This window comes from Maribacter sp. PR1, from assembly GCF_028464145.1.
In the GTDB taxonomy this organism is placed as follows: domain Bacteria; phylum Bacteroidota; class Bacteroidia; order Flavobacteriales; family Flavobacteriaceae; genus Maribacter.
The window spans coordinates 401,117-425,562 of the sequence record NZ_JAQPCG010000002.1; the positions used below are offsets into that span (position 1 = coordinate 401,117).

The window sequence follows — 24,446 nt, forward strand, 5'->3', positions numbered from 1 at the left end:
TACTTTTTTGCCCTTTTAATTTAAAATACAAAGAAAAACCTTATTCATTGTAGCCATCTAGAAAACAACATGACCATTATGGCTTTTACGAAACCCATTATCCCAAGCGAAAAATAGAATTAATCACACAAACTTTTTTGTCGCCAATCAAAATCTTGAAAAGTCCTGAGACTAAAAAGCATTACCCAAAAAGACTACCGACCACATCCTCAATCTTGCCGGCCAACTGTACGTTGATCTTCGTGTTTTTTAAACCTATTTTATTGTTTTTGGAAACAACAATGGTGGTATAGCCCAACTTTTCAGCTTCAAGAATGCGTTGTTCCACTCTTTGTACGGGTCGTATTTCCCCGGCCAGCCCTACTTCGGCGGCAAAACAAATTCCTTTTTCAATGGGGATATCCTCATTGCTTGATAAAATGGCCGCAATTACGGCTAGGTCAATAGCGGGGTCATCCACAGAAATGCCCCCGGTAATATTTAAAAAGACATCCTTGGCACCCAATTTAAATCCGGCCCTTTTCTCCAAAACCGCGAGGAGCATGTTCAAGCGTTTTGCATTGTAGCCCGTAGTGGAACGTTGTGGGGTTCCATAGACTGCCGTACTTACCAAAGCCTGTATTTCAATCAACAAAGGTCGCATGCCTTCCACGGTAGAGGCAATGGCGGTTCCGCTCAAGCCTTCGTCATTCTTGGATATTAAAACTTCAGAGGGATTATTAACTTCTCGAAGCCCGCTTCCCTGCATTTCGTAAATACCCAATTCTGCCGTGGAACCAAACCTATTTTTTAGGGAACGAAGGATTCTGTACACATAATTACGGTCGCCTTCAAACTGTAATACCGTATCCACCATATGTTCCAAAATTTTTGGCCCGGCAATGGAACCGTCTTTTGTGATATGACCAATCAAGATGACCGGGGTATTGGTTTCCTTGGCAAATTTGATAAGCTCTGCCGTGCATTCCCTAATTTGGGAAATACTTCCGGCAGCGGATTCAATATAGTCCGAATGCAAGGTCTGAATGGAATCGATGACCACGATATCAGGTTCGGTGGTCTCAATCTGTTTAAATATATTCTGTGTTTTTGTTTCGGTAAGAATAAAACAGGTTTCGCTGTTGGGGTGGATGCGGTCCGCTCGCATCTTGATCTGTTTCTGACTTTCCTCCCCAGAAACATACAAGGTTTTATAAGGAAGTTTTAAGGCAATCTGTAATAATAGCGTACTTTTTCCAACTCCGGGTTCGCCACCCAACAATACTAATGCACCCGGAACCAAACCGCCACCCAATACTCTGTTGAACTCCAAGTCGAAGGTGTTAAGACGAATTTCTTTTTCAACACTGATTTCATGGACCAAAAGTGGTTTGGACACCCTTTTATTTGTGCGGACTGTTGGCTTCCAACTCGATTTTTCCTCTTTTTGTACAACTTCCTCAACAACGGTATTCCATTCTTTGCAGGCTGCACATTGACCTACCCATTTGGCATATTGCGTGCCACAATTCTGACAAAAAAAAGCAGTTTTTGTTTTGGCCATCTTTAGCTCTTCTTATTTGTGCTAAAGGTACTAAGAAGTTTAAAATGGAATATCTTTTTTCAAATAGTAGAACTACTCTTTTTCTGATTTTCTTTTCTTGAATTCCACAATGGCCATAAAGAAAGAGGCCCATGCCAGGAATAGGGAGAAAGCGCTTAGGGCTACTGATAAGTCGCCCTTTAGGCCATAATAGGTAAAATAAACGCCGGCAAAGACGTAATATTTAAAGATTCCTTTAAACATAATATGTAGGTTGTTAGATTTGGGATCTAAGTTTTATGTTGTAAAAGTGGATTTTGGAGTAGGTTAGAAACCAAAATCAGCCTTTAATGCATCCATTTTTTCCAATGCCATTTCTTTCGTTAAAAAATCAATTTCTTCCATTTGAAATGCTTTTTCAAATGTTTTTAAAGCTTTCTTGGGTTCCCCCATTTGCTCGTAATACTCTCCTTCAAAATAAAAGCCCAACATCGTATCCGGATATTCTTTTTTACAAAGGTCGGAAAGGGATTTTAAGGATTCCAGGTCTTCTTTCTTCCTGGTAGCCGCATAAATTGCCATGATATCATTCAGCTCTACCGGTTTACTGAACCCAAAGAGGTCCACAATTCCCTGATATTTATTTTCCAAGTATTGATAAACTGGTTCTTCAGAGGTCAATATTTGTGTTTTATATTCCTTTGGACTTATAGGTTTAAACATTCCGAACACGTTGTCGAATGCTTTCCCTATTCCATAAGTAACAACGGAGATATGGTCCGCTTTATCATATTGATCGAAGAAATAATGAAGTGTTTCCTTTTCCAATGCCTTAATTCCATTGTCCAATGCCATAATTTTAGGAGTATCATCGTTCTGTTCACCTTCCACTATCAATTGATAGAATATTTGTTTGTCAAAAGTGTTCAAGCGCATAGGAACTCTACTTTCCATCTCAGGGGCCAATGTGGGCGAAATACTCACATAGGCATCAAAAACGGAATTGTCCTTAAATAACCAATAATTTTGAAAGTTCGCGGTAATATCATAACCGAAAATCATTTTAAACGGTGCGGTGCTGTAGTTAAGGTCCAGATAGGGAATAAGCTCCATTCCAATGAATTCGTAGAATTTTTTTCCTTTTTCACTTGGAAGACCATTTTCAAGATCAAAAGCACAATCATCCAGCCTTATGCTATTCTTACTTTGATTAATTCCCACGATGATACTTTCTGGCATTCCATGAAACTGACTGTAATATTTAGAGGCAGCCACAACTTGATCAAACAGATAGTTTGCATCCAATACCACGATTAACGGATATTTTTTGGTATCATCCAGGTTAGGTGGAAAGTAATATTGGACATCTCTTCGCTCTTGAAGTTTAAAGGACTCAAAAATTTCCTGTGTGGTTTGTGCACTCCCAACAAAGACAAGAAGGAGTGTCAGTATTGTTATAAAATGACGCATAGAAAGTAATTAAACAGAGCAAGTTTTTATTTGTTCCTGTTCAATAACGGTAATAGGAGAAAAGATATTGCACCAAATACGATGTTCATCATGGTCTGTGCAATCCACATAATCCAACCAAAAGCATCCCCGGATACGGAACTTATACCAAAAAGGCCAAGTGCCTTGCTTACCAAAATTGGAAAAAGACCTACTCCACCATTGGTAGTGGCCATGGCAAAGGCGCCAAAAACAAAAGCGACCATGATTTCGTTCAAGGACAAATTAGCAGTTTCTGGAACTGTGAATTTTATGACCCACATCATACCTATGTAGCACGCCCAAATTAAAAGTGTATGGAAGGCAAACGCCCATTTTCTTTTCATTTTAAAAATACTGAAAACCCCGTCTAAAAGCCCCTTTACAAAGGTTTTGATTTTTTTGGCAATTATGGAATTGGATTTTTTGATGAATAAAAAGAATATCAAAAAAGCTACTACACCCGCCGATAATAAGAGAAAAATCCCGTTTAAATTAAAGCCGCGCTGCTCAAAGAAAGAGATGATAATATCGGTTTGTAATAAAAGGGTTACCACCACCACGACCAATAACATAAACAAATCGACAACCCTTTCCGTTACAATGGTGCCAAAACCTTTTTCAAAAGGAACGCCCTCATAAGTCGTAAGGGCGGTAGCTCTAAGTATTTCCCCCGTTCTTGGTACTCCTAAATTGGCAAGATAGGCCATGAATATCATAAGGATGTTATTGCTCAATTTAGGTTTATAGCCCAAAGGTTCAAGAAGAAAGTTCCAACGTATGGCCCTAGAGATATGACCAATGATTCCTAATAGCAGGGAAACAGAAACCCAGAAAACATCGGCCTCCCTAATGTAAAAGAGGATTTGGTCCCTATCCTCAACTGAGGTTTTTAGGTACCAATAAAGAACTAAAAAGACCCCAATGAGTATGGGTACAACCAATTTGAGGGTCTTTTTAAGGGAATTGTTCACGATTTCTTAGGTATGTTCCAAATCGCTAAAATAAGCAAGTATTTTTTCAATGTGGTTTACTACAAAGGAATTAAAAGAGAAATATAGCAGGGTTATTCTAAATAATGGAATTTTTCAAAGCACCGAAGTAATGAAAGAAATCTTCAAACTTTATCTTAGGTATCTTACTGAAGTAAATTTGTTTTTTCATCTGGAAATACGAGGGACGGATTAAAGATCTTTGCATCTTCAAGGGGCATCCAGGCGTATGTGATTAAGATTAAGACATCACCAACGGCCACCTTTCTTGCCGCTGCTCCATTAAGCGTTATCTCACCACTGTTTCTGGGACCTGGTATCACATACGTCTCCAAACGCTCACCATTATCATTGTTCACGATTTGAACTTTTTCTCCTTGAATAATATTCGCAGCGTCCATTAAATCTTCATCGATGGTAATGCTACCGATGTAGTTTAAGTCGGCTCCTGTGACTTTAACGCGATGAATTTTAGACTTTACTACTTGTACTTGCATGGGACAAAATTAATCAATTGAGTGCTATATTGTCAATCAGCCTTACTTCCTCGGCATAAACGGCAATAAATGCTCTATATTTTCTATTGTTTATTTTTCTTTTTAGTGGGGTTAAAGTTTCAACATCTGCGATTTCAAAGTATTCCAATTCAAAATCATCATTTTTAAGAAGTTGGTTATCAACCCATTCCTTTACTTTTAGTGCACTTTTCGTGCCAAATTTATCCTTGGCAGTCTTAAGAGTTTTATAAATAAATCCCGCCTTTAGTCGCATTTCCATGCTTAACCTTTCATTTCTAGAACTCATGGCCAATCCATGGCTTTCCCTAATAATTGGGCATGGAATAATTTGTACAGGAATCTTTTGTGTTTCCACAAGCTTTTTAATAATACAGAGTTGTTGAAAGTCCTTCTCTCCAAAATAGGCCTTATCCGGTGATATAATTTTAAAAAGTTGCTCCACTATTGTTCCCACTCCGTTAAAGTGGTCGTCCCTAAATTCGCCTTCCATTACTTTATCCAAACCATGAAAGTCGTACTTTTTGGACACTATATATTTTTGGTAGATTTCATCTACGGAAGGCGCAAAAACAATAATCTCTGAACTAATATTTTCAATAAGCGCAAGATCTTTTTTTAGGTCTTTTGGATATTTTTTAAGGTCATCCGAGTTGTTGAACTGAGTAGGATTTACAAAGATGCTAACTACAACTTGGTCGTTTTCAGAAACAGCTTTTTCTACAAGGGCCATATGACCCTGATGTAGCGCTCCCATGGTAGGGACAAGCCCTAAACTCTTAATGGGGGATTTGCTTCTTAGTTTCTTATCAAGTTCTTTTTTAGTCTTGATTGGGAGCATGCGAAAATGTAATTAGCGAGCAAACTTACTATAAATACTGGTAATCTCTATATTTTTTGTAATTTTGCACCTGCGTTTCTGCGAAAAATAAAATATAGTTTTTATGAATGGTAAAAAGGTATTGTTTGTATCTTCTGAATTAGTTCCTTACCTCCCCGAGAATGAAGTTTCACATATGTCATATGAGGCCCCCAGAATGGTTAATAGCAATGGAGGTCAAATCCGGATTTTTATGCCGCGGTACGGCAATATAAACGAAAGAAGGCATCAATTACATGAAGTGATTAGATTATCGGGGATGAACCTGGTCATTAATGATATGGACATGCCATTGATTATAAAAGTGGCTTCCATACCTAGGGAACGCATTCAGGTTTATTTTATTGATAACGAAGAGTACTTTAAGAGGAAAGCAACTTTTACCGACAAAAAAGGAGAGTTGTTTCCAGATAACGACCAAAGAGCCATATTTTTTGCCAAAGGGGTTATGGAAACGGTAAAAAAATTAAATTGGTCGCCAGATATTATTCATGTACATGGATGGATGGCAAGTCTATTACCTCTGTATCTAAAGAAGTATTATTCTGATGAGCCTCTTTTTGCCGATAGTAAAATTGTACTCTCTGTTTACGGGAAAACCTTTGAGGGAGAGTTGGATAAGGATATGATTAAAAAAATTGCTTTTGACGGTATTCCTGAAGAAGAAATCGCTTCTTTAGGAACACCTACCTATAATAATTTGTTAAAAGTAGCAGTGGATTATTCGGATGCCATTATTTTAGCCTCGGAAGAAATTCCGGAAGAATTAACAACACATATAGCCAACCAAGAAAAACCTGTGTTAGCCTATGTTCCTGTTCAAGAATTCGAGGAAGCATACGCTAATTTTTATAACACGGAAGTTTTAAAGTAATCTGAATGAACATTTTTCAAAAGCGACGTTTACCCATATCCATGGGTATTGTTTTTACATTGGTTTTCCTTATTTCCTGTGAGCAGGATTTAACGACCATTGGGTCGGGAGTAGCTGGGTCTGATCCATTTTCAACGGGTAAAGAAGTTTATGATGTTTTTGCTTATAACAGAAATGTTGAAGCGATAAGGACGAATAAGTTGCCAATCTATCAGCTAGGATTTTATAATGATCCGGTGTATGGTGAGACAAAGGCTTCTATAACCACACAATTAAGATTGCCTAGCAATAACCCAACGTTTGGGATTCTTCCACAGAGTTCAGAGGATAATGCGGAAAATGATGATAGTGCCACAACGATTAATGAAAATGAAACGGTTCAAGAGGTCTATCTTTACATACCCTATTTAACTAAGGATACAAGGCGTGATACGGATGCTGATGGAGTTGAGGACCTATTCGACGATGAGCCTGAAGACCCCACTAACGATAGTGATGGGGACACGGCTACGAACGCAGAGGAAAAAGCAGCAAGCACGGATCCTTTGGATTCGGAAAGTGTAGATTTAGATGGCAATGGTATAAATGATACTGATGATGCCCCAATATTTACCAATAATTTCCCAAATACTGTGGAATTGGACAGTATTTATGTGGGTGCAAAGAATTATGATGAGGTCGAAACACCTTCAACTTTTGGTCTAAAAGTGGAGCGTTCAACTTATTTTTTAAGAGATTTAGATCCTGACACAAATTTCCAAGAGGCACAACAATATTATTCCAACCAGGAATTTTCTCCTTCTTTTGTGTCGGAGGTATTGTATGAAACCGATGAAGCTTTAACTATTGATAATAAGGAAATACTTATCCCTAATAAGGATGATGAGACAACAGAAGATATTGACGAGTCATTGACTTTTACTAAGTTGGCTCCTGGAATAAGAGTTCCCCTTGATGCAACTTTTTTTCAACAATATATTTTAGACAACGAAGGGGGTTCAGAACTTTTGAGCCAAGCTAATTTCTCTGAATTTTTACGAGGAGTTCATTTATCATTATTAGAATCTGTTGGAGACCCAACAATGTTTTTGTTGGATTTGACCAGGGCAAACATCACAATTACCTATACCTATGATGCGTACAATACTTCTGATGAGGATATTGAGGAAAGAGAGAATACCTATACCTTAAGTTTATTGGCAGGATCTGCCGCGACTGGCTTTTTAGGTAATGCCGTTAATACCTTAATAAATGAAAATTATCCCACTGACATTTTAGAATCCTTGGATAGTGGAAACAATGCCTCTAGAATATTTTTAAAGGGAGGAGCTGGCATCACTACACAGATCAATCTTTTTGAGTCTGACAATGGAGAGAATATCTTGGAGGAAATTAGGGCCAATAATTGGATCATTAATGAAGCCAATTTGGTTTTTTATGTGGATCAGAATTATTCTGGAATGTCCAGCGAAGCTGCGGAACCTCCACGATTATATCTTTACAATGCTGAAACCAATCTGCCGCTGTATAATCCAAATACAGAACAAAGTTCTGAAGAATCTCTTTTTGGTCGCTTTCTTAATTATGATGGAATCATAGTTAAACAAGATGGCTTGGGTTATAAATATACAGTTAGGATAACAGAACATATTAACAATTTGGTAGTAAGGGATTCCCTAAATAGGACGCTTGGTCTTACGTTGACAACTAACATACAGAATACTAATGTAACAAATGCAATGCTTACTTCCGGGGAGGAAGATATTCCTGTAACCTCTAACCTTACCCCTTTAGGCACGGTATTATTTGGCAGTGCTCTTTCGGAGACGGATCCAAATTTTGACAAAAGGCTTAAATTGGAGATAAGTTATACCAAAGCTGAATAATTCTTACCATTGTTTCACAAGATTATTGTCCTTTAACATACACTTTAAAGGAATTTTTCGTTCAATTAACAATTAAGGTCCTGAAGTTCTATCTTTTAGGATACTTTTGTAGTAATACTAATAAACCTAATTAAAAATAATATGTGCGGAATTGTTGGCTACATAGGACATAGGGATGCTTACCCCATAATAATAAAAGGGTTGCAACGACTGGAATATAGAGGATATGATAGTGCCGGGGTAGCACTATTCGACGGAAGCGATATAAATTTAGTTAAAACCAAAGGAAAGGTCGAAGACCTAAACAATAAGGCTAAGACAATATCTCAAAAGGGTTCTGTTGGAATTGGACACACGAGATGGGCTACCCACGGTGTTCCAAATGATGTTAACTCTCACCCACATTACTCGAATTCTGGGGATCTGGTGATAATCCATAACGGAATTATAGAAAACTATGAGTCCATTAAAAAGGAGTTGATTAAGCGTGGTTATAGCTTTATTTCTGATACGGATACTGAGGTTCTGGTAAATTTAATAGAGGAGGTTAAAAAGACGGAAGAGGTTAAATTAGGGCAAGCTGTACAAATAGCTTTAAATCAGGTGGTTGGTGCTTATGCAATAGCTGTATTTGATAGAAAGAAACCAGATGAGATCGTTGTTGCTAAACTTGGTAGTCCATTGGCAATTGGTGTTGGGGAGGACGAATTTTTTATAGCTTCGGATGCCTCACCCTTTATTGAATTTACTAACAATGCCGTATATCTGGAAGATGAAGAAATGGCTATTATTCGGTTAGGTAAGGAGATAAAACTTAGGAAGATTAAGAACGATGCCGTAGCCTATCCAAGAATATTGGAGCTTCAAATGAATTTGGAGGAAATTGAAAAAGGAGGTTACGATCATTTCATGCTGAAGGAAATATATGAACAACCAAGAGCTATAAAGGATACTTACAGAGGAAGGTTGCTTGCTGATCAAGGAATTATTCGGATGGCAGGAATAGACCAAAATTTGGAAAAATTCATGAATGCTAATAGAATTATCATTGTTGCTTGTGGTACTTCTTGGCATGCCGGACTTGTGGCTGAATATATTTTTGAGGATTTAGCGAGAATTCCTGTTGAGGTGGAGTATGCATCCGAATTTAGATATAGAAACCCTGTAATTACCGAGAAGGATGTATTGATAGCAATTTCACAATCCGGTGAAACGGCAGATACATTAGCGGCAATTAAATTGGCAAAAGAAAAAGGAGCTTTTGTTTTTGGAGTATGTAATGTGGTAGGTTCTTCAATTGCTAGAGAATCTGATGCAGGAGCATATACGCATGCTGGACCGGAAATTGGTGTGGCATCGACAAAGGCTTTCACAACTCAAATAACGGTTCTTACCTTGCTGGCACTAAAATTAGCCAAAGAAAAGGGCACTTTTTCACAAACTAAGTTCCACGAATTCCTAACGGAGTTAGAAACGATCCCGGACAAAGTTGAAAAGGCATTGGAGTCTAATCCGTTAATCGAGATTATTTCAAATGTTTATAAAGATTCTACCAATTGTCTTTATTTGGGAAGAGGTTATAATTTCCCTGTAGCTTTGGAGGGAGCCTTAAAACTTAAGGAAATTAGTTATATACATGCAGAAGGTTATCCAGCTGCCGAAATGAAACATGGACCTATTGCTTTGATTGATGATCAAATGCCGGTATTTGTTATTGCCACTAAAAAGGGTCATTATGAAAAGGTGGTAAGCAACATTCAGGAAATTAAATCCAGAAAAGGGAAAATTATTGCCATCGTTACAGAAGGTGACGAACAAGTGAAGGAATTAGCGGATCATGTTATAGAAGTTCCTGAAACTTTAGAGAGCTTAACTCCATTACTTACGACAATACCGTTACAGTTATTGTCTTATCACATTGCTGTAATGAGAGGTTGTAATGTAGACCAACCACGTAATTTAGCAAAGTCGGTAACTGTTGAATAACAACTTAAAAAATAGCAAATTTTAAGGGTAGTCTAAAAGACTACCCTTTTTTTTGGTTTTTTCTCTTTTTATAGGGGGTATTTTTGTTAAAAAAATACTATGCATGCATAATTTATTTCATTTTTGTGCTATTGATTTAAAATAATTGGTAAATTCACACCAAACTAATTTTAACTCAATTTTAGAATGAGAACAATTCTATTTTTAGCCTTGGTCTTTGTGGGAGGTTTTGCTTTTTCACAAACTACGATCAATGGTAACGTTGTTGATCAAAACGGCGAACCCATACCGGGTGCCAATATTGTGATTGTAGGAAAGGCCATTGGAACAACTACAGATTTTGATGGTAATTTTGTGCTACAAACTTCTGAAGTTCCTCCATTTCAGTTAAGCATTACGAGTATTGGTTATACCGACGGGCAAGAAAGCATTACATCTAATAATCAAACTATTAGGGTAGTTCTTTCGGAAGCGCAAACCTTTTTGGATGAAGTTGTAATTTCTGCTTCCAGAACACCTGAACGTATTTTCGAATCCCCGGTTACGGTAGAACGTATGGGTATCGAGGCCATTAAAAATACTGCTTCTGCAGATTTTTATGGCGGTTTAGAAAATTTAAAAGGGGTTGATGTCAACACTAATAGTTTGACTTTTAAATCTGTAAACACTAGAGGTTTTGCCTCATTTGCAAATACTCGATTTATGCAATTGGTGGATGGTATGGATAATTCTACACCTGCATTGAACTTCCCTATTGGAAACTTGGTAGGTATGGTAGAGACCGATGTTTTAAGTGTTGAGCTTCTACCCGGTGCCTCTTCAGCCTTATATGGTGCAAATGCATTTAACGGTATTCTTTTTATGAGGAGTAAAAGTCCGTTCGATTATGAAGGAATTAGTATTTCCATAAAAAGAGGGATAACTTCCCAGGAATCAGCAGGGGATAATTCCTATACTGATGTTGGTATACGAGCGGCATACAAGTTCAGCGACAAGTTTGCTGCCAAGGTAAATTTTGGATATTTAAAAGGAACCGATTGGGCCGCAACAAGTGAGGTAGATAAATTTGACCCAACCAGGACAAGGGCAGATTTAAATTACGATGGTATCAATGTATATGGAGATGAAGTTTCGGCTGATATAAAGGACGTAGCCGTAACCTTGGAAGGACTTGGAATACTACCAGCAGGAGCCAACGCCTTGGTGCCTTCTCAAGAAGTAAGTAGAACTGGATATAATGAAAGAGATCTTACCAATTATAATGCGGAAAGCATCAAAGCCGATTGGGGGTTGTATTATAGGCCTATTGAAGGAAGTAACCTAGAATTTTCCTATGTGGGTAAGGTTGGAACGGGTTCTACAATCTATCAGGGAACGAATAGATATAATATTAACGGCTTCTTTCAAGAGCAGCATAAATTGGAAATAAGGGATGATAATTTCTTTGTTCGTGGTTACGTTGTTGCGGATAAGGCTGGTGACTCCTACGATATGGTGTTCACCGGTATAAATATAAACAGAGCTTGGAAGGATGACAATACTTGGTTCGGTGAATATACAGGTACTTATGTACAGGCGACGCTATCGGGAGCCACGGACGAGCAAGCACATGCAGCAGCTAGGGCGCAAGCGGAGTCTGGTCGTTTTTTACCTGGCTCTCCTGAGTTCCAATCGGCATTTAACAGAAGCATTAATAACCCGGATTTGTCTACGGGTTCAAAATTTCAGGATGCCTCTAAATATTACCATGCTGATGCAAATTATAACTTTAGTGAATTAATAGACTTTGCCGAAATACAAGTAGGAGGTTCATATAGAAGATATAATTTAAATTCTTCTGGTACAATTTACACGGATTTTGACGGACCAATTACTTATAACGAATTTGGATTATATACACAGTTGCAAAAGTCTATAGCGCTGCAAAACGAAAAAAGCCTCAAGCTAACGGGATCTGTACGTTACGATAAATCAGAGTTTTTTGACGGCTTCTTCTCGCCCAGGTTGTCAGCTGGATTGTCACTCAACCGTAACCACAATATTCGAGCATCGGTACAAACAGGGTTCAGAAATCCCACTACACAGGATTTATTTATAGGTCTAGATGCCGGTAGGGCAATTTCGGTTGGTTCCGCACCGGATAATTTAGATCGATATACTCGACCATTTGAAGTGAGTGGTGGTGGACAGGATTTAGGTCAACCTGCTTCCATTGAGCAAACGGGAAGGGCCGCTTATGAAAATTCATATACTTTAAGTTCGGTCGAACGTTTGGGGGAAACAGGAAACCCTGCCGACTTAGAAATTGCGAATCCTGATATTATCAATCCTGAACAGGTGACTTCTTTTGAAGTAGGCTATAGGGGCAAGCTGAATAAATTAGTCATTGATTTTAGTACCTATTATAATAGTTATAAGGATTTCATATCCCAAGAAGTTGTTATTGCTCCCTACTACGGAACTGTTGGCGATGGGTCACTTTCTATAGCAGCTATTTCAAACGATGATTTTCAAGCATATAGTGCTTATACAAATTCGGATGCTGACGTAAACTCTTATGGTGCTTCTTTGGGTCTTACTATGAAAGTATTAGGAGATTTTGATTTAAGCGGGAGTTATACGTTTACCAAACTCGATTTCGATAGGGAAGCAAACCCAGATGTTATGTTAAACTTTAATACGCCCGAACATAAGTTTAAGGCTTCTTTTGGTAACGAAGAGCTTTTCAAAAATTTTGGGTTTAATGTAAACTACCGTTTTAGCGACGATTATTTTTGGGAAGCTACCTTTGGAAATGGTCTAGTTCCGGAGTTTCATGTAGTGGATGCGCAAATAAATTACTCGGTACCAAGCATAAAATCTTCTTTTAAACTTGGAGCTAATAATTTATTGGGTGATGAATATTTTACGGCTTTTGGAACCGGATTCATAGGGTCTATGTACTATCTATCCTGGACCATCAATAACTAATTGAAAATTTAATAAGGTTTAAAATGAAAAAAATTAAATATATAGTTCTCTCTTCTTTGGTTTTAGGGTTTGTTGCCTGTAATGACCCTGAGGATGTTTTGCTTGAAGAGCCAATTGTAGTGGAAGATCTACCGGAATTGACCGCAGGATCTGCAGATTTCTCTAACTACGTATCTCTAGGAAACTCATTAACCGCTGGTTTTACCGATGGCGCTTTGTTTCAAGCGGGTCAAACCTATTCGTTACCCAATATTCTTTCCCAAAAATTCACTCTTGTTGGAGGTGGAGATTTTACTCAACCATTAACTAGTGATAACCTTGGAGGTCTCGCTGCAGCGGGAGATAGAATACAGGGCCCAAGGTTGGTTTTTGGTGGAGCTGGTCCTGTACCATTGGAATCTGTTATTGGTCCTGTGACCGTTGGAACCGATATCGTTCTTAATAATCCAACAGGGCCATTCAATAATTTGGGCGTACCGGGAGCAAAAAGCTTCCATCTATTAGCGCCAGGTTATGGAAATTTAGGTAATGTTTCTTTGGGACTTGCCAATCCTTATTTTGTTAGAATGACAGGATCAACACCGGAAATAAGTGTACTAGAGATGGCAGTATCGCAATCTCCTAGTTTTTTCTCACTTTGGATAGGTAACAATGATGTTTTGGGTTACGCAACCACTGGTGGAGATGGCACTAATCCAATAACACCAGTTTCTGGTGCTCCAGGAGTTGGTTTTGATGGTAGCTACGGTGCACTTGTGGCCACGTTAACGGCTGGTGGTGCTCAGGGAGTTGTGGCTAATATTCCTAATGTGACTAGTATTCCGCATTTTACAACGGTACCTCATAATCCATTAGACCCTACAAATCCTGATTTTGGACCACAAATAGCCACACTGAATGGAATTTTTGGTCAGTTAAATCAGGTCTATGTTTTTTTAGGTGTACCTGAACGTTCTATAGAATTTTCTACTACAGCTGCAAGTGAAGTTGTTATTAGAGATGAAACCTTAACGGACTTATCAGCACAAATTACCGGTGTATTAAGTGCCAGTCCTACCTTTCCTGCCTTCGTGCAATCTTTTGGTTTGCCTGCACAGGCGGCACCTTTGGTCGCAACATTATTAGGAAATACCTATGGCCAAACAAGAGAAGCTACCGCAGATGACCTATTTGTTTTACCAAGCTCTTCTATTATAGGTACCGTAAATGTAGAATCGGTAGGTGCTTTAATGAACGCTGGCTTACCAGAGGAATTAGCTGGGCAGTTTTCAGTAGAAGGAATTTCACTTCCTTTAGAAGATAAATGGGTTTTAATACCTAGCGAGCAAGAAGAAATAGCAGTTGCAACGGAGGCGTTCAATCAAATTATAGCAACGGTTGCAAGTCAAGCAGGGTTAGCTTTGGTAGATGCCAATACATTGTTGGATCAATTGGCAAATGGAGGCATTACAAGTGGTGACTTTACCTTAACTGCAAATTTAGTAACAGGTAGTGCATTTTCTTTGGATGGTATACACCCAACAGCAAGAGGGTATGCACTTCTTGCCAATGAATTTATGAAAGCTATTGATGCCACTTATGGTTCTAATTTTGAAGCATCGGGTAATTTGGTCAATGTCGGTAATTATCCTACAAACTTTTCGCCGACACTACAATAAAAGAAGGTTTGAAATAAACAAAAAGGGTGCATTTTGATGCATCCTTTTTGTTTTGTAAAAAACCCGAAAAAACAATTTTTGTTTAAAAGGGAAAGACATATCTTTGCAGCCTGAAAACCAGAGCATTTTTTAAGATATTTTTAAAGTAATATATAAACAGAATAGTAATGTCAAAAGTTACAGGTAAAGTTTCGCAAATCATTGGACCGGTGGTTGATGTAGAATTTCAATCGGGAGATGACCTTCCTAAAATCTATGACTCATTGGAGATTACCAATAAGGATAATACCAAATTGGTTTTGGAAGTTCAGTCACATGTTGGAGAAAATACGGTAAGAACTATTTCCATGGATTCTACAGATGGACTGAGTAGGGGGACTGAGGTTGTTGCAACAGGTTCTGCGATTCAAATGCCTATAGGTGATGACGTTTATGGCCGTTTGTTTAATGTAATCGGTGATGCAATCGACGGTTTGGGAGATTTACCAAAATCTGGAAAAGATGGTTTGCCAATTCATAGGGAAGCTCCAAAATTTGAAGACCTTTCCACCTCTACAGAAGTATTGTTTACAGGTATTAAAGTAATCGATTTGATAGAGCCTTATGCAAAAGGAGGAAAAATTGGTTTGTTCGGTGGTGCCGGTGTAGGAAAAACGGTTCTGATTCAGGAATTGATTAACAATATCGCCAAAGGGCATGGTGGACTTTCTGTTTTTGCCGGTGTAGGTGAGAGAACACGTGAAGGAAATGATTTGCTTCGTGAGATGTTGGAGTCCGGTATTATCAAATATGGTGATGATTTTATCCACTCCATGGAAGAAGGGGGTTGGGATTTATCGAAAGTAGATAAAAAGGCGATGAAAGAATCGAAAGCGACTTTCGTTTTCGGACAAATGAACGAACCACCGGGAGCCCGTGCACGTGTGGCGCTTTCCGGTTTGACTATTGCAGAATACTTCCGTGATGGAGCAGGGGAAGGTCAAGGAAAAGACGTTTTATTCTTCGTAGATAATATTTTCCGTTTTACACAAGCGGGTTCGGAGGTATCGGCACTTTTAGGTCGTATGCCATCAGCGGTAGGATACCAACCCACTTTGGCAACGGAGATGGGTGCCATGCAAGAGCGTATTACATCAACTAAAAGAGGGTCTATTACATCAGTTCAGGCGGTATACGTACCTGCGGATGATTTAACAGATCCGGCTCCGGCAACTACGTTTGCCCACTTGGATGCAAATACGGTATTGTCTCGTAAAATTGCGGAGCTAGGTATCTATCCTGCTGTGGATCCTTTGGATTCTACTTCAAGGATTTTGACAGCCGAAATTTTAGGGAAAGACCATTATGCATGTGCGCAGCGTGTTAAAGAGCTTTTGCAGCGTTATAAGGAGCTTCAAGATATCATTGCCATCTTGGGTATGGAGGAACTTTCCGAAGAAGATAAATTAGCCGTTGGTAGAGCGAGACGTGTGCAGCGTTTCTTGTCACAACCTTTCCACGTTGCTGAGCAATTCACAGGTATCCCTGGTGTATTGGTAGACATTAAAGATGCTATCAAAGGCTTTAACATGATTATGGACGGTGAGTTAGATCATTTGCCAGAATCAGCCTTTAACCTTAAAGGAACTATTGAGGAAGCTATTGAAGCTGGTGAAAAAATGCTTGCCGAAGCTTAGCCGAGGTAAGTGCTGAGCGAAGTCGAAGCATCTTTTAAAATTAATAAGTATGTATTTAGAAATAGTATCGCCCGAGGCCACTTTATTTTCTGGGGACGTTAATTCAGTAACCGTTCCAGGAATCAATGGTGAATTTCAAATGTTGCAAAACCACGCACCTATTGTGTCCTTATTACAGGCCGGTAAGGTCAAAGTTCAGGGCAATATGACTATTGCTGAGGAATATGCCGCTAAGTTTACTAAAGACCAAAACGGAAATACAATTTTGGAGATTTCCAGTGGTACGGTTGAATTGAAAAACAATAAAGTTATTGTTTTAGCGGATTAGTCAATATTTTATTAAAAAAATCAAGAACCCACTGCTTTTGTAGTGGGTTTTTTTATATTGATCATTCAATTTTCTAATCGTTTGAATAATAATAACCAACTTGAAATTTCCGAGGGTCGCCCGCCAATAACTCAATTGATAATGGCGGCCCTAGCTTTTTCTCTACTAGTTTTTTTCCTGATATTATTTTTTTGGGGTTATAACTTACTTCGGTCTGAATATAGTTACGAAAGGTTTCAAATAACCAGTCTATATACAGCCATTATTATGGCGGGTATGGGTGTATTATTTGCTAAAAGTAACAGTATTGTTTTAGACAGAAAGTCAAGTCGTATCATGAGGCGATGGCAACTGTGACCTATAAGTTTTGGAAATTGGGTACTACTTTCTCCAGTTGATTATATTTCAGTTTTTAAGGCCCATAAAACCTATTCTATAAATTTTGATACTAGAGCACCTATAAGATATGAAATTAATTTATGGCTAAAGAAGGGAGGTCGAAAGCGTGTTTATTTTAGTCATGATGCTGAGGTTGCTTTACAAATGGGGGTGGAAATTGCTAAATTCTTAAAAGTGGATCTTTGGAATGCTACGGACCCACACCATAAAATAAAAATTCGGGCTACTGAACTCTAAGTAAGGGATTCTTTTAAACGAAATTCTAGGATATCCCCGGGTTGGCACTCCAGTTCTTTGCAAATAGCTTCCAAAGTAGAGAATCGAATAGCCTTTGCTTTTCCAGATTTCAAGATGGATAGGTTGGCCTCCGTTATACCTATGGCTTCGGCAAGTTCCTTGCTCTTCATTTTTCGTTTGGCCAAAACTACATCCAAGTTAACAACGATTCCCATATTAGATTGTTAAATCATGCTCAGACTGTACTTCAAAACCACGCTTGAAAACTGCTGTACCATAAAGTATTAATAACCCCAATGTTATATGTATAATAGGATTATGGATATCCCTATAATGATTGTGTTTCATTATAATATAATGGATTATCAAGTATAGAAATGGGCTACCTAGTAAATTTAGTAAAGCAAATTGATTCATTCTTTTAACCGCAATTTGGGTGAAGAGCGTTTCCCTTTTAAAGGTTTTAAAAATATTGGAAAGCATATAGAGAAAAATAGTGCCAAAAAGCAAGCCAATAGAAATGGTAATGAACACATTGGTTTTATGCTCTCCATGTATATAGTTTTCCAATAGTGGAATATTCATTTTATACCTTCCATCCATTGATTCAAAATTACCTGTGCCAAATGAGATGGCAACATAGCTTGTAAATATTCCTAATCCTATTGTGATAGAGCGAAACAAATAAAATAAGAAAGCTGAAATTGATTTTGGACCGAACATTTTCATAATTGTAATTTTATATGGTTAGGTCGTTTTCTCTTTTTAGTAAACGCCCATCTCTTATTAGGTGAGAAATTATCAAGATAAAAACAGCTATAATCAATGAAGGATAATGAGCATTTATGATCTCTATTAAATTTCTTTCTAAACTATAATTTATAAGGTCCCCAAATTCAGTATTTTTTTCAAAACTGCTCAGTAAAATTCTTACGGGTAATATGAGTACGGTATAGAGAATCATCCCTTTTCCTATGGTTTCAAATATCTTCCCATTCTTAGTTGAAAAAAAGGAGCTTGGTTTTGCACTATAAAAAAGTTTGCCAAATTGGAGCAGCAGCCAAAGCAGGTAAAAAGATAGAAGGAAATCAATAAATAATAGAGTAGGGAATAAAAAGTCAATAACCCCCTCAAATGAAGAATTGAGAATACCAAAGAGAATCAATAAATACTTTATTACAAAATAACCCTTGGATATACTATTAATGATAACATCGAACGTAGAAAGAAAGACGGCAAAAAGGATAATATTAACAAGACCAGAAAATGAGGAGAGTGGATTTCTCATAAAATTACTGTTATTCAATAACAAATATAATAATATTATTGAAAAACAATAATAAAATATTGATAAAAGGAAAATTTAATTCCAGTCCCAACAAATGAATTTCCAAGATATATCCTCTAAAGTCTTTGGAAACACATATTTGGCCCATGGCCAAATAACTTTTTTCTTTTAAAAGGATATCTGCATTCTCAAACATGGAAGTAAGCAGCGGTATTTCTTTGGCGAATTTTTTAGTCATGCAAAGGGCATAGCCAATCACTTTTCCTTCAAATTTTGCAATAATATGTGGACAATCATCATTCAGATTTTTCAATTGATCAAAGGAATGTAAAATCGTAATAAATCCTTCTTTTTGCTTTTCCTCTTCGGAAAAGTTAGTGGGTGAATTTTGTTTTTGAAGTGCCAAAATTTCCATTAACTCTTCTTCCGTATGGGACCGGGAATATTGGATATGCATTTATTCCACCTTTAACCAAGCTTTTCTGGCCTCGAGTTGTTTTTTTGTAGGCTTGGCACCGTCTTTTTCCATGGGAAGAATACTATAGGCTGGACTGGAAATCAATTCGACGTCGGTACTTTTCGGTATACCAAAACGCTCAAATTCAATTTTCAAAATGTCCTTTGGCTTAAATTGGGAGAGGAAATCATCAAATTGTTTCCCATCTGGAAAAGGTTCTCCATTTATGGAAGTAATGATATCACCCTTGTCTAAATTGGCTTTGTAGACAGGGCTTTCCATTTTGGGATTGGTCTTAATTTCTCCATTTCCATCGCCATCAAGGGAAACCGAAGCACCAAAATAGGCAACTTCTGGATTTGTCTTTAATAGGACACCTACCGAACCTAAAAGGGATTGGTAATCTGGCATTTCACTTTTATAGATATAGGAATTAAAAAAAGTATCACCAAATGCCGCGCCAGCGTACTGGTTTAAGCTTTGGTGTAAGTCTTCTATTGAATAAGCGGTTTGGGTTTTTCCATATTTTTCCCAAACCAGCTTCATGTAATCGTCTAGATTTAATTCCTCGCTACGCAATGATAAATCCAAGGCCAGCCCTAATACACTTCCATAGGAATAATAGGAAATAAACATATTCTCCCTATTGACCGGATCAACCGCAGTTGCAGCATCTACAAAGGGAGCCTGAAAGCTCATTTCTATTGGATTAAAGAATTGCCTTGCCGGCGAATTCCAAACATAGTTGAAGGTTCCGGACAAACCTTCAATATATTCCTCGGGAGAACTTAAACCCGCCCTACAAAGGATTAGCCCAGTATAATAACTCGTAAAGCCTTCAGCAAACCAAAGTGCACCACTCATATTGGCAGCTTCAAAATTAAACGGTTCCAAACTATTCGGTCGTATTCGCTCTACATTCCAGGCATGAAAAAACTCATGGGAAACTGTTCCAATATTTCTTTCCATACCACCATCGTCCAGACTTCTTGTACTTGTTAAAATGGTAGAATTTCTATGTTCCATTCCATCACCGGAGGCATTGGGAATATAGCAGGCCAAAAAGGTATATTTTCCATAATCAAATCGAGGTAATTCACCATACACTTCCTGTTCTGCCAAAACAACTTTTTTCACCTTCTCAAAATAGGTGTTCAGTTCCTCTTCAGTACCGTTATGATGTAATACTAGTTGAATTGTTTGTCCATCAACATTAAACTCCCTTAATCCAAAATCGCTGATTTCCGTAGGGCTATCCATAAAATAGTGTAGGTTGGGAGCAGCGTAGATAGTTCCTGAGACCAAGGGTAATTGAGTCGCGACTTTCCAATTTAAATCTTTCCGAACCTTAAAATTCACTTCAACCTTTCTGTCAGATAAGGTAGGTGCATACATAAAGGTGGCCGGAATGTTTAAATGGGCATGTGTTTCGTCTATCTGCGAATAAGTGCCACCCCCACGGTTGGCAAACAATGTATAGGAAATATGTACAGTGCCATCATGACCTGTAATATTCCAGGAATAAGGGTCCGGTCTGCTTACAGGAAGTCTTTTTCCTTTACTGTCCATGGCTTTAAAACCATACACATTTTTTGCAAACTCATGTAGGGCATATCTTCCTGGAGAGCTTCTGCTCATTCTAACGGATAGCTTATCCTCATTTAAATCAGGGAAAGTTACTTCTACCTTAGCCTCATGGTGTACGGCATTTTCAAAGGAAATAGTATAGGTGTTGGTTTGGGCAGTTATTGGATTTCTTGATAAAATTAAAACAAGAAGGATAAGTAGAAGACGCATAAGTAACTTTTTAGCTAATATACCGAAGCTAATCCTATCTATGTTAAGCAGTAATACCTAAAATATTACTTTACCGCCTTTTAGATAATCTTTTTTAAAAATATTCAAGGGTATTTTATCCATTTTTGAAAAAAGTCATTTTTCATTGATTAACTGAGAATTGAATAACCATTGGTCAATATTGACTAGTTACTCATTTAAGGTCTTCCAATTCTATCTTATTCGCCGAATTCTCAACAATATTTTTAATGATGGTATCAATTTCTTGGGCTGATATAATGATGAAATTTAAAATTTCATCTTTTTCGTCAAATTCGATTTCCTTATCCTTAATTAATTCTATTAATCCCATTAGTCTGGCTACAGGTGCTCGGAAAACATGGGATTGTGTCCAGGCAATTTCTCTTAGTCTAGCATTCTGTTCTTCTATGGCTTTTAGATATGCGATACGTTCGGTTACATCTCTGGAATTTGCAACGATTCCATTCAAGGACGGTTCGTTCTTTTGATTGGTCACAATAGTCTCTACCCATCTCCAATTCCCCGCTTTGTTTTTAAATCTAAACGGCTCAATTTTTATTTGGGACTTTTGTAAAATTTCTTTGAACTGATTGAATACGGATTCTTGGTCTTCTGGGTGTATGTAGTCAAATGCATTGGTTCCAATAAATTCCTCCGGTTCTATTTGTAATATTTTTGTGGAAGTTGGACTCACATAAGAATAATTGGCATCCTCGTCCAATATGGCAATAAGTTCACCTCCTTCTTGTACCAATGTTTTAAAACGCCGCTCGCTATGTTCCAGTTGTAGCCTTACTTTTTTCCTCTCTGTAATATCTTTAGCTACACAATACATTAATTCGTCGCGCTCATCCCAATTGGCCGACCATAGTACCGAAACTAGTGAGCCGTCTTTATGTATATATCTATTTTCAAAATTCAATGTTTTTTTGCCTGAAATGGTAGCTTCCGTTGATTTTTGGGTTATTGGTATATCTTTCCTGTAAACAAAATCCATCAAATGTTGTCCGATTAATTCTTTGGGTTTATATCCCCAAATCTTTTTGCAAGCATTGTTAATTTGCATAAAAGTACCTTCCCTATCTACGGTACAAATTACGTCCAGAGAGGAACTCAAAATCTTTTCCAGTTCTTCATTTTTTTGATCTACTTCTTTTTTAGCTTTCCGCAACTCTAATAATTGAATAACCTGTTGAGCAAGTGTTTTTAATGCTTTTACTTGTTCCGTACTTATCTTTTTTGGTTGACTGTCAATGACGCATAAGGAACCAAGTCGTACCCCATTGGACCAAGTTAAAGGAACGCCAGCATAAAATGTAATACCTGGCTCCTTCGCTACCATAGGATTGTTTTTAAATCTATTATCCTTTCTTAAATCTTCAACGATTAATTTATCTATATCGTCATCTACTAGATGCTTGCAAATAGAAACCTCAATCTGTGTTTCATTAAAGCCGACACCATGATGTGACTTAAAGTATTGTCTTTTTTCACCCAATAAAGTGATAAGACTTACTGGTGTACCACATATGGAAGCCGCTAGGGAAGTGATATCGTCGTATACTTTTTCAGGTATGGAGTCCATGATTTCCAACGTATCCAATAGTCTCAATCTTTCGCATGCAACGTTATTATCTGCCATCATAATATTGGTTATTTAAAGACATCCTTTTTTGTAAGAAAATTCTTTAAAAAATGTTTGCAAATTTAGATTTAATCTTTTGTAAATTAAAGTCTAATCTCAACTTTAATTTAATTTTAATTTTTTTAGCTTTTATTTAAGTATTTAATAATCGCAATTTTTTGAGGTTAAATTCTTAATTCTTTTTTCCAATTTTTATGTGATTTGGAGACTTCGTTGAAAAACCATAGTTAATTTGATAATTATGTGGGTTTAAATTGGCAGAGACGTATTTTTGCTCCATGAACAAATTTCCTGCGAGACTGTTAACTTTAATAGAAAATCGTAAGAAGGAAGGCGCTTTTAGAGCATTATCTTCTGTAAACGGCGCTATTGATTTTTCATCCAATGACTATTTGGGCTTTGCAAGAAGCGAAGAACTATTTTCAAAAACTTTTCAGCTGTTACTGAAGTATGACATTGGCCAGAACGGAGCTACGGGCTCTAGGCTATTGACGGGAAATCATTCTTTGTTTGAAGAATTGGAAAAGAGATTAGCTACTTTTCATAATTCTGAAGCAGCACTTGTATATAACTCGGGTTATGATGCAAATATTGGTTTTTTTGGCTGTGTGCCTCAAAGAGGGGATTTTGTATTTTATGATGAACTAATACACGCGAGTATTCGTGATGGCCTGCAATTGAGTAATGCCAAAAGCTATAAATTTTCACATAATAGTTTGGTAGCTTTAAAAGATAAGATTGGAAAAACGGTCTCTCAAATTGGCAAACAGAGTAATACAGAAATATATATTGTCACCGAATCCATATTTTCTATGGACGGAGATGCCCCGGATTTAAAAGAATTAACTGCTTATTGCAAATCTGAAGGTTATCATTTAATCGTGGATGAAGCACATGCCGTAGGGGTCTTTGGAAAAAATGGTGAAGGAAGAATACAGGAATTAGGTTTGCAAAAAGATGTCTTTGCTAGGGTCGTTACTTTTGGAAAATCCTTGGGAGTCCATGGGGCCGCTATTCTTGGTGGAGCGGGACTTCGAGAATTTCTAATCAATTTCTCCAGAACTTTCATTTATACAACTTCCTTACCTCCCCATAATGTCATTACTGTTTTATCAGCTTATGATTATTTAAGTAGTAATGGTGTAAATCGGCGAAAGCAGTTATTGGAGAATATAGTTTTTTTTAAAAGTGTAATTGAGAAACAAAAGTTGAGCAATTATTTTATAGCCAGTAATTCCGCTATTCAATCCTGTGTACTTCCCTCAAATGATACGGTAAAGATTGTTTCGAATAAATTAAAGGATGACGGCTTTGATGTAAAGTCCATTCTGTCGCCTACTGTGCCTGAGGGTAAGGAAAGACTTAGGTTTTGTTTACATAGTTTTAACTCTAAGGAGGAAATAGGTTTGGTATTACAATTATTGTCCAAGTATATTTAAGGTATGGATGGTAAATTCTATCTTTTGGCTTCCTTTGAATATGTTGCCGATGTTCAAATCCTTAAAGGAAAATTAGAGTCGGAAGGTATTCCTGCCTTCCTTCGGGATGAAAACACACTAAATTCCGATCCGCTGATCAGCAATGCCATAGGTGGGGTCAAATTACTGGTTTACACTAAGGATAAGGAAAGGGCATTGGAAATTTACAATGAAGTTAGAGCGTATGCATTGGATGAAAATAATAACCCAATTATCTGTCCCAATTGCAAAGCAGCTAAATCTGAAGTATATTATAACAGGAAAGGAATTTTTTATAAACTTTTTCCATTTTTTGAGAAAAGAAAATATAAGTGCCTAAATTGTGGCATGATTACTAAATCGAGTTAAG

21 protein-coding genes are annotated in these 24,446 nt (G+C 37.5%); 9 read left to right on the forward strand and 12 right to left on the reverse strand.

Going from position 1 to position 24,446, the window contains the following annotated elements; all coding sequences use genetic code 11:
• Positions 1-181: 181 nt before the first annotated feature.
• The 6 genes from radA to panC form a co-directional block, all read right to left on the reverse strand.
• A complete protein-coding gene (gene radA / locus PP182_RS05440) occupies positions 182-1,543 on the reverse strand; it encodes a DNA repair protein RadA (RefSeq protein WP_272650322.1) in 1,362 nt (453 codons plus the stop codon).
• A gap of 72 nt (positions 1,544-1,615) precedes the next feature.
• Entirely contained in the window at positions 1,616-1,786 is a 171-nt protein-coding gene (locus PP182_RS05445; protein WP_272650323.1) for a hypothetical protein, read from the reverse strand.
• Positions 1,787-1,849: 63 nt separating this feature from the next.
• A complete protein-coding gene (locus PP182_RS05450) occupies positions 1,850-2,992 on the reverse strand; it encodes an alpha/beta hydrolase (protein ID WP_272650324.1) in 1,143 nt (380 codons plus the stop codon).
• Between the two features lie 26 nt (positions 2,993-3,018).
• Positions 3,019-3,984 carry a lysylphosphatidylglycerol synthase transmembrane domain-containing protein gene (locus tag PP182_RS05455; RefSeq protein WP_272650325.1) on the reverse strand — a complete coding sequence of 322 codons (966 nt, stop codon included), beginning with the start codon at positions 3,982-3,984 and terminating at the stop codon, positions 3,019-3,021.
• 164 nt (positions 3,985-4,148) lie between these two features.
• Positions 4,149-4,499, reverse strand: coding sequence for an aspartate 1-decarboxylase (panD, locus tag PP182_RS05460; RefSeq protein WP_272650326.1), 351 nt, complete (start codon positions 4,497-4,499; stop codon positions 4,149-4,151).
• Between the two features lie 13 nt (positions 4,500-4,512).
• Positions 4,513-5,358, reverse strand: a complete 846-nt coding sequence (gene panC, locus PP182_RS05465) for a pantoate--beta-alanine ligase (RefSeq protein WP_272650327.1) — start codon at positions 5,356-5,358, stop codon at positions 4,513-4,515.
• 103 nt (positions 5,359-5,461) lie between these two features.
• On the opposite strand from panC, the gene PP182_RS05470 reads away from it, so the two are divergent.
• From PP182_RS05470 to PP182_RS05500, 7 genes are all read left to right on the forward strand, one after another.
• Positions 5,462-6,271, forward strand: a complete 810-nt coding sequence (locus tag PP182_RS05470) for a glycogen/starch synthase (RefSeq protein WP_272650328.1) — start codon at positions 5,462-5,464, stop codon at positions 6,269-6,271.
• A 5-nt stretch (positions 6,272-6,276) separates the two neighbouring features.
• Positions 6,277-8,157 (forward strand): DUF4270 domain-containing protein, encoded by a 1,881-nt coding sequence (locus PP182_RS05475; protein ID WP_272650329.1) that lies wholly within the window; start codon positions 6,277-6,279, stop codon positions 8,155-8,157.
• Positions 8,158-8,298: 141 nt separating this feature from the next.
• Complete coding sequence (glmS, locus tag PP182_RS05480; protein WP_272650330.1) at positions 8,299-10,143, forward strand: glutamine--fructose-6-phosphate transaminase (isomerizing); 1,845 nt, start codon at positions 8,299-8,301, stop codon at positions 10,141-10,143.
• Between the two features lie 186 nt (positions 10,144-10,329).
• Positions 10,330-13,113, forward strand: a complete 2,784-nt coding sequence (locus PP182_RS05485) for a TonB-dependent receptor (RefSeq protein WP_272650331.1) — start codon at positions 10,330-10,332, stop codon at positions 13,111-13,113.
• Between the two features lie 23 nt (positions 13,114-13,136).
• Complete coding sequence (locus PP182_RS05490; RefSeq protein WP_272650332.1) at positions 13,137-14,771, forward strand: SGNH/GDSL hydrolase family protein; 1,635 nt, start codon at positions 13,137-13,139, stop codon at positions 14,769-14,771.
• Between the two features lie 167 nt (positions 14,772-14,938).
• Positions 14,939-16,447, forward strand: coding sequence for a F0F1 ATP synthase subunit beta (gene atpD / locus PP182_RS05495; protein WP_272650333.1), 1,509 nt, complete (start codon positions 14,939-14,941; stop codon positions 16,445-16,447).
• 49 nt (positions 16,448-16,496) lie between these two features.
• Positions 16,497-16,775, forward strand: coding sequence for a F0F1 ATP synthase subunit epsilon (locus PP182_RS05500; protein ID WP_272650334.1), 279 nt, complete (start codon positions 16,497-16,499; stop codon positions 16,773-16,775).
• Positions 16,776-17,407: 632 nt separating this feature from the next.
• On the opposite strand, the gene PP182_RS05505 is transcribed toward PP182_RS05500, so the two are convergent.
• The 6 genes from PP182_RS05505 to PP182_RS05530 all read right to left on the reverse strand — a co-directional run bounded on the left by PP182_RS05505 (position 17,408) and on the right by PP182_RS05530 (position 22,619).
• Entirely contained in the window at positions 17,408-17,626 is a 219-nt protein-coding gene (locus PP182_RS05505; RefSeq protein ID WP_272650335.1) for a helix-turn-helix domain-containing protein, read from the reverse strand.
• 1 nt (position 17,627) lies between these two features.
• Positions 17,628-18,140: a DUF2975 domain-containing protein gene (locus PP182_RS05510; RefSeq protein ID WP_272650336.1), complete on the reverse strand. Its 513-nt coding sequence runs from the start codon at positions 18,138-18,140 to the stop codon at positions 17,628-17,630.
• 10 nt (positions 18,141-18,150) lie between these two features.
• Positions 18,151-18,699 carry a DUF2975 domain-containing protein gene (locus PP182_RS05515; protein ID WP_272650337.1) on the reverse strand — a complete coding sequence of 183 codons (549 nt, stop codon included), beginning with the start codon at positions 18,697-18,699 and terminating at the stop codon, positions 18,151-18,153.
• A gap of 10 nt (positions 18,700-18,709) precedes the next feature.
• Positions 18,710-19,156 (reverse strand): hypothetical protein, encoded by a 447-nt coding sequence (locus PP182_RS05520; protein ID WP_272650338.1) that lies wholly within the window; start codon positions 19,154-19,156, stop codon positions 18,710-18,712.
• Positions 19,157-20,953: a M61 family metallopeptidase gene (locus PP182_RS05525; protein ID WP_272650339.1), complete on the reverse strand. Its 1,797-nt coding sequence runs from the start codon at positions 20,951-20,953 to the stop codon at positions 19,157-19,159. It lies immediately after the preceding gene.
• 193 nt (positions 20,954-21,146) lie between these two features.
• Positions 21,147-22,619 (reverse strand): PAS domain S-box protein, encoded by a 1,473-nt coding sequence (locus tag PP182_RS05530; RefSeq protein WP_272650340.1) that lies wholly within the window; start codon positions 22,617-22,619, stop codon positions 21,147-21,149.
• 278 nt (positions 22,620-22,897) lie between these two features.
• On the opposite strand from PP182_RS05530, the gene PP182_RS05535 reads away from it, so the two are divergent.
• Both PP182_RS05535 and PP182_RS05540 read left to right on the forward strand, forming a co-directional pair.
• Positions 22,898-24,058 carry an aminotransferase class I/II-fold pyridoxal phosphate-dependent enzyme gene (locus PP182_RS05535; RefSeq protein WP_272650341.1) on the forward strand — a complete coding sequence of 387 codons (1,161 nt, stop codon included), beginning with the start codon at positions 22,898-22,900 and terminating at the stop codon, positions 24,056-24,058.
• 3 nt (positions 24,059-24,061) lie between these two features.
• Complete coding sequence (locus PP182_RS05540; protein WP_272650342.1) at positions 24,062-24,445, forward strand: putative signal transducing protein; 384 nt, start codon at positions 24,062-24,064, stop codon at positions 24,443-24,445.
• The last annotated feature ends 1 nt before the right edge of the window (position 24,446 follow it).